Origin of the sequence: Pseudomonas sp. N40(2020) (assembly GCF_014472415.1) — a bacterium.
Taxonomy (GTDB): domain Bacteria; phylum Pseudomonadota; class Gammaproteobacteria; order Pseudomonadales; family Pseudomonadaceae; genus Aquipseudomonas.
On record NZ_JACSZV010000001.1, the window covers coordinates 12813 to 25739 of the forward strand.

Consider the following 12927-nt stretch of genomic DNA (forward strand, 5'->3'; position numbering starts at 1 on the left):
TGCGTTTTCAAACGCTGGAGCTTATTAACTACAAAGCCTTTGTTCTCAAAGGCTTTGTAGTTGATGTTTACCAAGTGACGGAATCAGACGCGGAAGTGGCTCACCATCTGCTGCAACTGACCACCCAACCGCGCCAGTTCAACACTGGACGCTGCGGTTTCATCGCTGGCGGCGGCGGTCTGTTCAGACACGTCGCGCACGTTGATGATGCTGCGGCTGATCTCTTCGGCCACGGCGCTTTGCTGTTCGGCAGCGGCGGCGATCTGCTGGTTCATCGACTGGATGTTCGACACCGTGCGGGTGATGTTTTCCAGGGAGACGCCGGCCTTGCGGGTCAGGGCGACGCTGCTGTCGGTCAGGGCGCGGCTGTTGTTCATCACGGCAGACACTTGCTGGGTGCCGTTTTGCAAACCGGCGACCAGGCCTTCGATTTCTTCGGTGGATTTCTGGGTACGCTGGGCCAGGCCACGGACTTCGTCGGCGACCACGGCAAAACCACGACCGGCTTCACCGGCACGCGCCGCTTCAATGGCCGCGTTGAGCGCGAGCAGGTTGGTCTGTTCAGCAACAGCCTTGATCACGTCCATGACGCTGCCGATCTTGTCGCTTTCCTGTTGCAGCACGCTCATGGCTTCGGTGGAACGCGCCACTTCGCTGGCCAGACGCTCGATCTGGGCAATGGCTTCATTCACAACCTTGTCGCCTTCACGGGCTTCGCCGTCAGCGGCCGCTGCGGCTTGCGAGGCTTCTTCGGCGTTGCGCGCGACTTCCTGCACGGTGGCGGTCATCTCGTGCATGGCGGTGGCGACCTGATCGGTCTCGACCTTCTGGCTGTTCACGCCGGCACTGGTCTGTTCGGTCACGGCCGACAGTTCTTCAGCCGCGCTGGCGATCTGGGTGACGCCGTCGCGGATACCGCTGATCAAGTCGCGCAGGGTCACGCCCATGCGCGCGATGCCTTGTTGCAGCACGCCGAGTTCGTCGCGGCGGGTGACGGTGACATTCTGGGTCAGGTCGCCGCTGGCGATGCGCTCGACCACGGCCAGGGTTTCTTGCAGCGGACGGGTGATCTGACGGGTGATGATCACGGCGGCAATCACGCCAACCAGCAGGGCTAGCAGGGTGCTGATCAACTGGAAGGTGCGCGCCTGGGCGCTTTCGATGTCACGACGGTCAAGCTGGATCTGATACAGCTGCTCGCTCAGGCTCACGATGGTGGTGCCCTGATCGGTCATTTCCTTACGTGCCTGCACGGCTTCGCTGTTGGCGTTTTTGTACGCCATTAACGCGCTGCGATAGTTGGTCAATGCCGTTTCCAACTGACGCAGAGCGTCTTGCTGGGTATCGGCGAAGCGCACGTTCAGTTGCTTGAGGCTGGCGATTGCCACGTCGATCTGGCCGATGGCTTTCTGCTCGGTTTCGGCATTGGTGGTGGCGGTGTAGCCGCGCACTTCGTAGCGCGCGAGGATGAACGCTTCCTTGGCGGCGGTGATGGCTTGGAACTGTTCGAAACGCTGCTCGCTCAAGTCCATCTGCTGGACGCGCTTGCTGATCGACTCGATCAGGTTGTAAGCGGTGTCGGCGTTGGTGCCCATGACGTCGCGGGCGCTGTTACCGGTGCGGTAGGCGTTGCGCATTTTGTTCAGGGACGTCTGGTACTCGGCGATGGTCGCGGCCTGCGCCTTGAGCAGTTTGACGTTTTCCGGGCTCTTGAATTTGCTGATCAGCGCCTGCTGCTGTGCGGCGAAGCTTTCAAGGGTGGTCTGCACATTCTGCGCGGCGGTTTCGTCGCCGTTGGTCAGCATGTATTGCAGGCGCACCACGCGCAGTTTGGTCAGGCCAGAGTTCAACTGGGTGATGTCGCTCATCCAGTTGCTGCGGTCAATCAGGCCGCCCAGGCTCGTCCAGCCGGTCAGGGCCAGGACGCAGGTCAGTGCCAGGACAAGGCCGAAGCCCAGCCCCAATTTCATGTTCACGCTGATGTTGCCGAACCAGCTATTCATCACAATTCCTCCAGGAACGTTGTGCTTCTTGATCGTCGGTCAGGCTGGAAGATTGTTGTTTTTTTGAGCCAGCAAGGGTGTTAGCAGGTTTGTATCGGCCGCAAACCCGAGAGCTGAAAGGATTTTGTCCGACAGAATTTGTAACAAGCTCATCCCAAGATTTTTTTCACAAGGGTTTCACCGGCTGCCTACGCGGACATCTGTAGCTTCGCCGCATCGAATGACAAGTGATGGCGGCTTTTCTGTGGAATTGAGACTGAGTCTGTTCGGCGTCAAGCGCTCGGTTGACCTGAGTTGTTTTGCGCGCTTTCGCAACACCTGGGTGGTGCTCGCAGCATCGATACTGGTGCTGCCGCTGACCTTATGGCTGCTGGCTCCGGCGGCGGTACCGGATCTGGCCCACGGCAATGTCGCCGGTGCGCAGGCGTTGGCGGCAGGGTGGGCCAAGGGTGACATGATCGTGCTGGTGCGCCATGTCGAGCGTTGCGATCACTCCAAGGCTGCGTGCCTGAGCGGCCATGACGGCATCACCGACCGCTCGCGCAGTGTCGCGGTAGCCGTTGGCGCGCAGTTCGAGCATTTGGGCCTGAACAACGCTGACATCTATAACAGCCCGGTAATGCGCACCGTGCAAACCGCCGGTTACATGTTCAACCGAGCCGCCAGCGGCGAAGACTGGCTGATCAACTGCAAGGGTCGCATATTGCAGGACGCACTCGCCCACAAGATCCCCGGTCGCAACCTGATTCTGGTGACCCACAGTGAATGCATGGCACAACTGGAAAAAGACCTGAAAGTACCGACGTCCAATCTGGGTTACGGCGCTTCACTGTTTGTTTCCGCTGCCAGCCCGGCGGCTCCCAAAATGCTCGGCTTTATTGAAGCCTCCGACTGGCGCACGGTGACCACCCGATGAAATCACGTTTTTACGCTTACAACTTCGGTATCCCGCTGGTCTGCGCGGCGCTGGTGTTCCTGATGTTCGACATGACCAAGATCGATATCGCCTTCAGCAATCTGCTATTCGATCCGCTGACCCAGAGCTTCCCGCTCGACAAGATTCACTTCTTTGAAAAGCTCACCCACAAGTGGGCGCGGATCATTCCGAACTGGACTGCCGAAATTGCCCTCATCGGCGCGATGCTGTCGGTGGTCTGGCCGTTGGTCAATCCACAGAAACGTCCGCGACTCGGCGAGTTTCTGGAGCGCAGTAAAGTCGCGCCAGTGCTGCGATTTACCGCTGATCATCGTAGGGATTTTCTGTTTGTTGTCGTTGCTTTCGCGGTGTGTACCGGGGTGATCCATTTCCTCAAATCCCACACCAGCGTTTACTGCCCGATCGAGACAACGTTGTATGGCGGCAAAATGGCCCACATCGAGTGGTACAGCAATTTCCAGTTGTTCCACGAAGCCGGTAGTGCCCGCTGCTGGCCGGGCGGACATGCTTCCGGCGGTTTCACCATGCTGGCGTTGTATTTCGTGGGGCGCCGTTACCAGTGGCGTTTTTCCAGTGCATTGTTGTGGGGCTCGTTGTTGCTCGGTTTCGTCTACGGCACGACGCGGGTTCTGCAGGGGTGGCACTACATGTCCCACACGTTCTGGGCCGGAATCTTTGTGTGGCTGGCATGTTTGCTGACGGCGCTGGCGTTTTATGGGCGGGCACGGTTGCAGGTACCGGTGTTGCACAAGCCTCAGCCGCCTGATTACGCCGCCAAGCCGCTATCTGATGGGCTTCAGTCGCTGACGAAGTAATACGCCTGGCGCCCGACCATCAGGGTCTTGAGCACTTTGAGCGGTGCGGCGGGAATGCTGTCACCGGCCATCACCACCACGTTCGCAGGCGCGGCCGCGAGGAATTCCCTCAGTTGCGCGTCGGTGTCCAAGCCCCTTAGCACCTGTTGGGTGTAGAAAACGCTGGCGCCGCCGACCCGTTCATTGGCTTGAAACAAAGCGACCTGATGCCCTTCGGCTTGCAGCGTCTGAATGTGTTCGGTTAGCGGCAGGAACGACAGTTTTTTATCGGCATGGGGCAGCGCCCACTGCGCGGCGGCGAGATAACTGGCGATCACAAGGGTCAGTACACCGGCGCCCAGTGCCTGACGATGACGCGCGATTCTTCCGATAAATCGTTTGGTGCTTTCGTACTCTTTCAATCGCTCGAACAACACGCCCGCATACTCCGCAGCAATCACCGCCGCCGCTGGTGTCATCGACATCAGGTACACCGTGCGCTTGCTTGAGGCCAGGGTGAGCATGATGAATTGCGCAATTATCCACAGGCTGAAAAACAGCAGGTAACGATTGGTCTTCAACTGTTAAGGAAATGCCACAGCCCCAGGTACACCAGAACGTTCCACGGCAGGAACGCTTCGGGCAGTTTGGCCAGGTAGTAATAGAACGGCTCATAGTGCCCGGCCTCGACGAACGATCCGCTGAAGCGACCGACGCTGTTGGTCAGCAACACTTCTTTTACCGCTTGCGCACCGCCGTGTTGATAAAGAACGACGAGCCAGATCAGCAGTGGAATCAGCCCTGCCAAGGTGAGCAATCCCGGGCGCAGCCAGTCGCCGATCTTCAGACGTCTGTCGATCAGGTTATCGGCCAGCAGATAAGCAAAAATCACCACCCCCGGCATGGCCAGTCCCAGCACACCTTTGCTCAAGGTGGCGATGGCAATCCCGACGACAAACAGCAGCGAATTGTCCGCAGTTGATGCGCGTTGCGCCTGGAAAAACGCCAGCAGCGCTGCCGTCACGCCGAGCGCCAGCAGCGCGTCCTCGCCAACCCCACGCACGTTGCTCCAGTAACTGGCCATCGTCGCCAGCAGAATCCCGGCCGTCCACGCGATGGCTTTCGGCCGTTCAAAGCGGCGCAGCATGCCGTACAGCAACATTACGCTGAGCAACCCGGCCACCGCCGACGCCAGCCGCACCGCCCACGGCGAAACGCCGAACACGCGCATCGCGCCGGCATCCAGCCACAAACTCAGCGGCGGTTTCTCTAGAAATGGCTCACCGAACAGACGGGGCGTCACCCAGTCATTGTCCAGATGCATCTCCATGGCGATCCCGGCGACGCGGGCTTCGGTGGAGCCTTGCAATTGATGGTTGCCCAGCGCGAAGAAAAACAGCAGGGCAGCAAGCAGAAACAGCGAAGTGGCGGCACGCGACATGGGTTTCAGGCAACCGGAAGGGGCGGGAGGCCTGAGCATAAACCGCCATTGCTGAACAAATTGTGAACATCACCCCAGACGGCGCGACCAACGCTGATCTGGCGCTTCGAATGCCGGATTGACCAGCGCCGTCAGCACATGATCCTGCCAGCGCCCGGCAATGTTCAGATACGCCTTGGCATAGCCTTCCCGTTCGAAGCCCAGCCGCTCCAGCAATCGTGCGCTGCGCTCGTTGCCGGGAACGTAATTGGCCATGATCCGGTGCAGGTTCTGGGTATCGAACATGTAGCCGATGCCAGCCTCCAGGCCTTCCTGCATCAAGCCTTGGCCCTGATGCCCTTCATCGATGTGATAGCCCACATAACACGCCTGAAACGCCCCGCGAATGATGCCGCTGAAATTGCACGCGCCGATCATCTGCTGGCCGTCCGGCGTCAGCAGGGCGAAATGCATGGCCAGCCCGGCTTCAAAGGCGCTGGCCTGGATGTCGAGGCGGCGGCGAATCTGTGCCGTGGAAAAGTAGTCGGTGGTGCGGATTGGCGACCACGGTGCGAGGTGACGTTGGTTGCGTTGGTAGAAATCACTTTCCAGCTCTGCTTGCTCCGGAGCAAGAATTGCCAGCGTCAGGCGTTGGCAGGGCAAAGTCAGCAGCGGCATCGGGCGCTCCGGTGGGCGAGAAGATTGCTGGCAGGTTCGCGCAATACCCAGGGTTCGGCAAGTGATGGAGAGCGGGGGGACGTTGAATGCCAGGCAAAAAAAAGCCCGCGGGAGAGCCGCGGGCGAACCGTAGTTTCTTGAATGAGCGAGTGGACTGTACAGCTTCGGCTGAACAGCGGCAGTGAAGAAAAATTCATCTCGATGGACCGCTTCGATGCCACTGCCGGCCTGTACAGACTTCGTGGGTCAGTGGCGAACTTCAGGGGTGGGCGAGTCAGGCGATCCCTGTTGAGCAACCTGATCCCGTGCCCGGCAGATCACGATTTCGGCCAGCGCACTCAATTGCTTCATGACCACAGCGACATGGCGCTTGGAACCATCGAATTCGTCGGCAAAGTTTGCACTGATGTCCACAAGGGACTCGAGCAGATCACTGGCATGCGTGAGCAGGGTCAATGTGTCGACATCGTCGCGCACGCTGAGCATCTGCTTGAGGGGAACGGTGCGGCGGCGTTTGCGTGGGTTCGAACCGGTGGTGCCGGGTTGTTGTTGCGGTCCGGAAATTTGCGCATCGGCAGGTACCGGTCCAACAAGCGTAAGTCGGGTGATTTTTTTCATGACGTGGCTCCGTGGAGTGAACAATCTCTGCGGGGGCGGTCTGTCAAACCGTCCGCTGGAGGGCAGCGAGTCGTGGAGGGTAGCGCCCTGAAAATCGGTTCACCAGTTCATGAAAGTCGACGCGTGTTGAGGGAAATTTCCTAGGACGTGGAATGTAGGAAGCGAAAGTCGCTGGCTAACCACGTCCGGGAGGTTTTTCAGTACTCCGAGACTTTATCTTCGCGCAAGATCCATCCCGCTTCACCCTGTATCAACTTGTATTGAATCTGTCTCATCTTCCCTGTTCGCCCTGCGTTGGCATCCGCGCTGTCGTACACCGGAAAGCGCTGCACCAGCTTATTTTCCACCACCGAGAATGAATCCTCGCCCTGATAGCCCTCGGCTGTTTTCGGGTTGTCGCTGACCGGTGGCAGGTAGATTTCGCTGAGGGATTTTTTGTTGTTGGCCGAGTAGGCGATCAATTCGCCCGGCATGCTGCGCCCGGGAGGGCGTGTGAATACGTAGATCTCGGGGGAGCCGTCGTTATTCAGATCGGCGACTTCGGCGCGCACGATGTTGCCGTTGAGCGGGCGGGTGATCGTCGAGTTATCGATTTCCAGCCCTTTAGGCTCGATGCGCAAGGCGGGTTTGCCGTCGACCTCATCCGCTTTCACATGAAAGTCGATGCCCTGCAACGTCAGGTTCTTGTCGAAGGATTGGCTGTTATCCACAGCGTCGCCATTGGCGAGAACCAGGGAAATTTCGTAATTGGCCACTTCATCGCGCCGTGCCGCATTGCGCATGAGATAGACCTGAACCGTGTATTCGCTATCGGCGGGCAGCGAGCCAGTGAAGTGATGGCCCATGATCGAGCTGTTGAACAGGGCGTAATCAGCGCCTTTGGCGGTGACGTTGAAGTTGGCGGAATTGTTGGAGGTTTTAAAACCTACCGTCAGGATCTGCCCAGCCTTGGCGTTGAGCGTGTACTCGGCCGTTTTATAGCCCTTGATCGACTGTTTGAATTGCACGCTGCCATAGCCGCTTTTGTAGACGACTGGCTGGATCCTTGGAGGGTTCTCGCTGTTGGCTGCGTTGGCAGACAGTGAAACGAGGGCCGCCAGTGCGGCGCCGAGCCAGATATTCATGAGTGTCCTTGGGGTAATGGCCTGGGTGCCTCGAAGGATAGTTCCACAGGCGCGCCCCCGTCCAACCGCACCGTTGCTTAAATCTCGGTGGATTTCAGGGCGTGTTTGACGTGAGTCACACATCCGATTGGCCCGGCGATGAGGCGACAGTCACGGGCGCATCGGCTGTTCACATAATTCTTACGCAAGCAAAGCTATGATGTTCGGGCATGTGCATTGGGCCAGACAGGGCGGCTCCATTATGAATTTGAATGTTCTCTACGCGTTGGCGGCTGCGGCATTGTTCGGCGCCAGCACGCCACTCGCCAAGCTTTTGGGGGTGGATACAAACCCCGTCCTGTTGGCCGGGCTGCTCTATCTGGGAAGTGGTCTGGGGCTTGGCGCTGTTCGTGTTGTTCGCGATCGAGCGTGGCAGCGTTCAGGGCTAACGGCAGAGGAGTGGCCCTGGCTGATCGGGGCCATTGTCTTTGGCGGTGTACTGGCGCCGACCGCCCTGATGTTCGGTCTGACTCGAACGACCGGGGCCACAGCCTCGCTGATGCTCAATCTTGAGTCGGTGCTGACGGCGGTGCTGGCGTGGGTGGTGTTCAAGGAAAATGCTGATCGCCGGATCGTGATCGGCATGATCGCGATTGTCCTGGGCGGTGTCGTGCTGGCATGGCCACAAGAGACGGCGACGGCCCATGACTGGACGGGGCCGCTGGCGGTGGCTTTCGCTTGTTTGTGTTGGGCGATCGATAACAATCTGACCCGCAAAGTCTCGGCCTCGGACGCGCTGTTTATCGCCGGCAGCAAAGGTCTGGCGGCCGGTGTGGTCAATTGCTCTCTGGCATTGGTCATCGGCATGCAACTGCCTGCTGCGGGCTCATTGGTCTCAATCATGCTGGTGGGATTTCTCGGCTACGGTGTCAGCCTGGTGCTGTTCGTTCTCGCCCTTCGCGGACTGGGCAGCGCTCGTACAGGCGCGTACTTTTCCACGGCGCCGTTTCTCGGCGCGGTTATTTCGATCATGGTGCTGGGCGAGTCGGTATCGCTGATGTTCGCTCTCGCGGCAGCGCTGATGGCCTTCGGTGTCTGGGTTCACCTGATGGAAAACCATACACACGAGCATCAACATGAACCGCTAGAGCACGACCATCGCCATACCCACGACGAACATCACCAGCATGAACATGACTTTGCGTGGGACGGCACCGAGCCGCACAGTCATCCGCATGGGCATACTCCGATAAGCCACAGCCATGCGCATTTTCCCGATGTTCATCATCGGCATCGGCATTAATGAATTGAAGCGGGTCGGGGAGTCTGGAGTTTTTGGGACGCAAAATCCTTTTCATCCTGAGACCAACTCGCTGCTGGCGTAGAGCATTTTCGAAAAGGGAGGATAACCGCTGAAAGCGGAGTGTCGAGTGGTGGCGTATAGCCAGAATCGGAGGCGTGCTCGGTATTTCGAGAACCTGTCATCGAGCGCAAACCAGAACCTTAAAGTATGCGTTTGGACAACACACTGAACGGATACCTAAGCTAAGGGTAACGGTGTCCACCTATCCAACACGTCAGAGTTAAAAGCCGGAGAATGGAAGCGTTAACTTTTATTTATTCGTGATCTCTACAACACCGGTCGTCGCACGAAAGATCCCTTGCTGAAAATAGACCCGTTGATCAGGGGGGCAGGGTGTACTATCTAGAAATAGCATCATGAAGTGATACTTACCCATGGAAAGGGATGATAGCTGCAGGATTTCGGCATCGACGGCTAAACGTGCCGGGAACACTCCGAGCGCCGGACAAATTGCTAATGCGGTAGTGGCAACATTCGGGGATATTCATACTATTCTCGCGCCGATTATTGGGCAGGAAGGCGTGTTTGCGCTTTATAGGCGAAGCGTCTTTATTTGCGCCTCACGTCATACTTGTCTCTCCATCCTCAACGACAGCCTCGAGAAAGACTTTTCTGGATTGAGACTCCTGCTCGCGCAGCAAACCAGCGACACAGCCACAACATATGGTGACGACTTGCTGAAGACTTTGAATGAGCTACTTATCTCGTTCATAGGCTCTTCTCTATCCGAACGTCTGTTGCAGGCTGTTTGGGAAAACTCTCTTAGCGACACTCCCGCCCAGGATACCTCGTCATGAATACCAAAGTGACAATCAATCGCTTGCGCACAGGTGTGCCAGGACTGGATGAGGTGCTAGGCGGAGGATTGCCGGAGTTCTCGTTCAATCTGATCGCCGGTACACCGGGCTGCGGAAAGACAACGCTGGCGCATCAAATGATGTTCGCCCTCGCTACACCGGAACGGCCAGCTCTGTATTTCACTGTGCTGGGTGAGCCGCCATTAAAGATGTTGCGATATCAGCAGCAGTTTGAGTTCTTCGACAACGAAGCAGTGACGCGTTCGATCCGGTACATCAACTTGATTGACGATACGCTTACTGGCGACCTGGATGAAGTTTTGCGACGGATTGTGGCCGAGGTTGAAACTCATGCCCCATCACTAGTTTTCGTCGACTCTTTCCGTTCAGTGGTGCTGGCGAGCAGTACCCAGAGCAACCCGAACAATAAACTTCAGCAGTTCGTCCAGCAGTTGGGAATGATGATGACGACGTGGCAGGCCACCACATTTTTGATTGGCGAATATTTTAACGAAACGGAAAGCAACCCCGTTTTCACCGTAGCCGATGGGCTCATTTGGTTGCGCCAAAGCGTTCTCCGCAACTCTATAGTACGCAAAATGGAAATCATGAAGATGCGGGGGCAACCTACGTTACCGGGCCTGCACTCTTTTCGCATCAGCAATGCCGGCATCAAGGTATTCGCTCCAGCTGTTACCCATATTAAGGCAAGCACTCCTGCCGAAAACTCAACAGCACTTGGTTTTCGTCTGCTGATGGGGGTTCCGCACCTGGATGAAATGCTAGGCGGCGGTTTACCACGAGGGTATTCACTGCTAGTTGCGGGCCCTTCCGGCTCTGGTAAAAGTATTCTTGCGACAACCTTCCTTGCAGAGGGGGCCAGGGCCGGAGAAACCGGCGTGATTGCTGTGTTCGAGCAGCGCCCGAATTACGCTCAAAACGCAATACTTTCAAACCTGATCAGCACCGGCCAAGTGGGTTTGGTGGATAGCCGTTCCCCTGATTTATCAATCGAAGAGGTCATCCATATGCTGCTTGCCGAGATCGAGCGTCTTGGAGCCAGTCGCGTGGTCATAGACTCTTTGTCAGGTTTCGAATTGGCCTTGGCACCGACCTTCCGGGAAGATTTTCGCGAGTCGTTGTCGTGCCTGGTCAGCTCATTGGCGAGCGTTGGTGTAACGGTGCTGATGACCTCGGAGCTGGAGGATCGCTACACTGACCTCCGCTTCAGCCCTTACGGCACGGCGTTTTTGACCGACGCGATTATTGTTCAGCGCTATATCGAAATTGAAAGTCGGTTGTTGCGAGTCATGGCAGTGGTGAAGGTTCGCGCAAGCGAGCACTCCGATGAGTTACGTCTATACCAAATCGACGATCAAGGCATTCGTATTGGCAAAATGCTTGTTGAGCGAGAAGGTCTCTTAGGGGGCCGCCCGACTCAGAAGAACAATCAAACGTCGATGCCGCGGTCTGAGGCGGATGAACTCGGAACGCTTTCGTGAACCGCAAAACGGAGAACGACAAAAAAGCGCTCGCTGCTGCGAGTATCGAGCTGACTCAGGTTGTGCAGAAAACTCAGGAGGCTCGCATAAAGCTTGATGATCTTGAGCAGAAAGTTGCGAACACTCAGTTCCAAGTGCTGGAAAACCAGCAGTCCGGGCAGTTAATCGAGGCCAATGAACAACTGGTACTCGCGCTTCTCCAAGCCCAAATTGGCGTTGAACAGGCAGCCACTGCGTTGCGTGAGGTTTCTCACGCCGCGCAGCTCGATGTTTTGACGGGGCTTCCCAATCGCAGATTGTTACTCGGACGGTTAGCCCAGGCGATCAAAGATACGACGCCAGAGGGAGAGGGTCTGGCGGTACTCTTTTTGGATTTAAATCACTTCAAATTGATCAACGACACCTTGGGGCACAGTGTCGGCGATGAAGTGCTCAAGGAAACCGCACTGCGACTGAGTGGCGCAGTACGCAAGAATGATACGGTTGGACGATACGGCGGGGACGAGTTCATTATCTTGCTGGAAGGCACTATCAGCCATGCCGATGTATTGGGTATCTGCGATAAAATTATCAAGGCGCTTGGAGTGCCACACCCTATCGGGAATCAGGTTCTGCAACTGGCAGCGAGTATCGGGGTGAGTTATTACCCGAAAGATGGCGATGACCCACACACATTGATCGATTGCGCTGATGCGGCGATGTACCGGGCAAAACGGCATAGTCTAGGGGTAGCCTTTCACAGCACCGTCTTGCTTCCAGTACCGTTGCCTACCCACCTCCCAATTATCCAGGCACAAAAAAAATCGGGCGCTCACCAATACATAGCCCATGGAGAACACGAAAGACGGCGTGCTCATTTGCGAGAGGCAAACGAGCAGTTGGTATTAACGGCACTCAACGCGCAACAACTCCAGGCCGCTGCGGAGGACGCCCTTGATAAGCAGAAAAAAATTCTGGCAATGGTTGCGCACGAGTTGCGCAATCCTCTGACACCGCTAACCCAGGTGGCGGGGATGCTGATGCACTCCTCCCATGAACGGTTGGCGAGCATACAGGCGATTATTGAACGTCAGACAAGCCATATTGCGCGGCTGGTCGACGACCTGATGGACATATCCATGGTCCAGACAGGCAAGCTCAGACTGAACTTCCAGCCTGTAGACATAGCAACGATCATTGATGAGGCCGTCATTGTCTGTCGTCCTGCGATCGACCTACGCTTTCAGCAATTTGTAGTGCGCCAGCCAGGTCGCTCGCTGATGATCAATGGTGATCACCTCAGATTGACGCAAATTTTATGCAACCTGCTTGGCAATGCCTCCAAGTACACACCCAATAATGGTTCGATCGAGCTAGCTATCGGTACCAGTAGCGATGACATCACCTTGACCTTTTCCGATACCGGTATAGGTATTAGCGCTGAGGTTCTGGATTTTATTTTTGATCCCTTCGTTCAGGATGCCCACGCCATTGGGTACAACGGTGCAGGACTGGGGGTTGGGCTGTCAGTCGTTCGCGAATTGGTCGAGGGACACCGAGGCTCGGTAAGCGTTTCCAGCGGTGGTTTAGGGCTCGGCAGCAAGTTTGTCGTCACGCTGCCGTTGCACCCGCAATCCCAATAACTGTTTTGTAATGGTGGCAGCACGTCATGCTGGGTGATCGCGGCTTGATCCTGATTGCTGGATCAACTGTTCTCGCTGCCCGTGCAGGAT

General features: G+C 56.9%; 10 protein-coding genes and 2 pseudogenes. 6 read left to right on the top strand and 6 right to left on the bottom strand.

What is annotated here, in order from left to right; translation table 11 throughout:
- Positions 1-83: 83 nt before the first annotated feature.
- Both IAI51_RS28085 and IAI51_RS28090 read right to left on the bottom strand, forming a co-directional pair.
- Complete coding sequence (locus IAI51_RS28085) at positions 84-947, bottom strand: methyl-accepting chemotaxis protein (protein ID WP_401270513.1); 864 nt, start codon at positions 945-947, stop codon at positions 84-86.
- Positions 942-2003, bottom strand: a pseudogene (locus IAI51_RS28090) (methyl-accepting chemotaxis protein); the annotation flags it as partial. The pseudogene IAI51_RS28090 and the gene IAI51_RS28085, both read right to left, overlap by 6 nt.
- 244 nt (positions 2004-2247) lie before the next feature.
- Between IAI51_RS28090 and IAI51_RS00085 the strand changes: the two are divergent.
- Together IAI51_RS00085 and IAI51_RS00090 are read left to right on the top strand one after the other, a co-directional pair.
- Complete coding sequence (locus tag IAI51_RS00085) at positions 2248-2919, top strand: histidine phosphatase family protein (RefSeq protein ID WP_187676630.1); 672 nt, start codon at positions 2248-2250, stop codon at positions 2917-2919.
- Positions 2916-3755, top strand: coding sequence for a phosphatase PAP2 family protein (locus IAI51_RS00090; protein ID WP_187676631.1), 840 nt, complete (start codon positions 2916-2918; stop codon positions 3753-3755). The genes IAI51_RS00085 and IAI51_RS00090 overlap by 4 nt, the downstream gene beginning before the upstream one ends.
- Here the strand turns inward: IAI51_RS00090 and IAI51_RS00095 are convergent.
- From IAI51_RS00095 to IAI51_RS00110, 4 genes and pseudogenes are all read right to left on the bottom strand, one after another.
- Positions 3737-5214: pseudogene (locus IAI51_RS00095) on the bottom strand (ArnT family glycosyltransferase). The gene IAI51_RS00090 and the pseudogene IAI51_RS00095 overlap by 19 nt on opposite strands.
- 30 nt (positions 5215-5244) lie before the next feature.
- Positions 5245-5832: a ribosomal protein S5-alanine N-acetyltransferase gene (rimJ, locus tag IAI51_RS00100; RefSeq protein ID WP_187676632.1), complete on the bottom strand. Its 588-nt coding sequence runs from the start codon at positions 5830-5832 to the stop codon at positions 5245-5247.
- A 246-nt stretch (positions 5833-6078) separates the two neighbouring features.
- On the bottom strand, positions 6079-6450 hold the full coding sequence (locus tag IAI51_RS00105; protein WP_187676633.1) for a DUF6124 family protein: 372 nt from the start codon (positions 6448-6450) through the stop codon (positions 6079-6081).
- A gap of 197 nt (positions 6451-6647) precedes the next feature.
- Positions 6648-7574, bottom strand: a complete 927-nt coding sequence (locus IAI51_RS00110) for a hypothetical protein (RefSeq protein ID WP_187676634.1) — start codon at positions 7572-7574, stop codon at positions 6648-6650.
- 241 nt (positions 7575-7815) lie between these two features.
- On the opposite strand from IAI51_RS00110, the gene IAI51_RS00115 reads away from it, so the two are divergent.
- The 4 genes from IAI51_RS00115 to IAI51_RS00130 all read left to right on the top strand — a co-directional run bounded on the left by IAI51_RS00115 (position 7816) and on the right by IAI51_RS00130 (position 12837).
- Positions 7816-8856 (top strand): DMT family transporter, encoded by a 1041-nt coding sequence (locus tag IAI51_RS00115; RefSeq protein ID WP_187676875.1) that lies wholly within the window; start codon positions 7816-7818, stop codon positions 8854-8856.
- 434 nt (positions 8857-9290) lie between these two features.
- Positions 9291-9713, top strand: a complete 423-nt coding sequence (locus tag IAI51_RS00120) for a hypothetical protein (protein ID WP_222943980.1) — start codon at positions 9291-9293, stop codon at positions 9711-9713.
- On the top strand, positions 9710-11215 hold the full coding sequence (locus IAI51_RS00125) for an ATPase domain-containing protein (RefSeq protein WP_187676635.1): 1506 nt from the start codon (positions 9710-9712) through the stop codon (positions 11213-11215). The genes IAI51_RS00120 and IAI51_RS00125 overlap by 4 nt, the downstream gene beginning before the upstream one ends.
- Positions 11212-12837, top strand: coding sequence for a diguanylate cyclase domain-containing protein (locus tag IAI51_RS00130; protein ID WP_187676636.1), 1626 nt, complete (start codon positions 11212-11214; stop codon positions 12835-12837). The genes IAI51_RS00125 and IAI51_RS00130 overlap by 4 nt, the downstream gene beginning before the upstream one ends.
- Positions 12838-12927 lie beyond the last annotated feature (90 nt).

Coding starts and splice junctions, on each gene's coding strand:
- IAI51_RS00115 (WP_187676875.1), top strand. CDS start 7,816: ATGAATTTGAATGTTCTCTACGCGTTGGCGGCTGCGGCATTGTTCGGC.
- IAI51_RS00110 (WP_187676634.1), bottom strand. CDS start 7,574: ATGAATATCTGGCTCGGCGCCGCACTGGCGGCCCTCGTTTCACTGTCT.
- IAI51_RS00090 (WP_187676631.1), top strand. CDS start 2,916: ATGAAATCACGTTTTTACGCTTACAACTTCGGTATCCCGCTGGTCTGC.
- IAI51_RS00105 (WP_187676633.1), bottom strand. CDS start 6,450: ATGAAAAAAATCACCCGACTTACGCTTGTTGGACCGGTACCTGCCGAT.
- IAI51_RS00125 (WP_187676635.1), top strand. CDS start 9,710: ATGAATACCAAAGTGACAATCAATCGCTTGCGCACAGGTGTGCCAGGA.
- IAI51_RS00120 (WP_222943980.1), top strand. CDS start 9,291: ATGGAAAGGGATGATAGCTGCAGGATTTCGGCATCGACGGCTAAACGT.
- IAI51_RS28085 (WP_401270513.1), bottom strand. CDS start 947: ATGGGCGTGACCCTGCGCGACTTGATCAGCGGTATCCGCGACGGCGTC.
- rimJ (WP_187676632.1), bottom strand. CDS start 5,832: ATGCCGCTGCTGACTTTGCCCTGCCAACGCCTGACGCTGGCAATTCTT.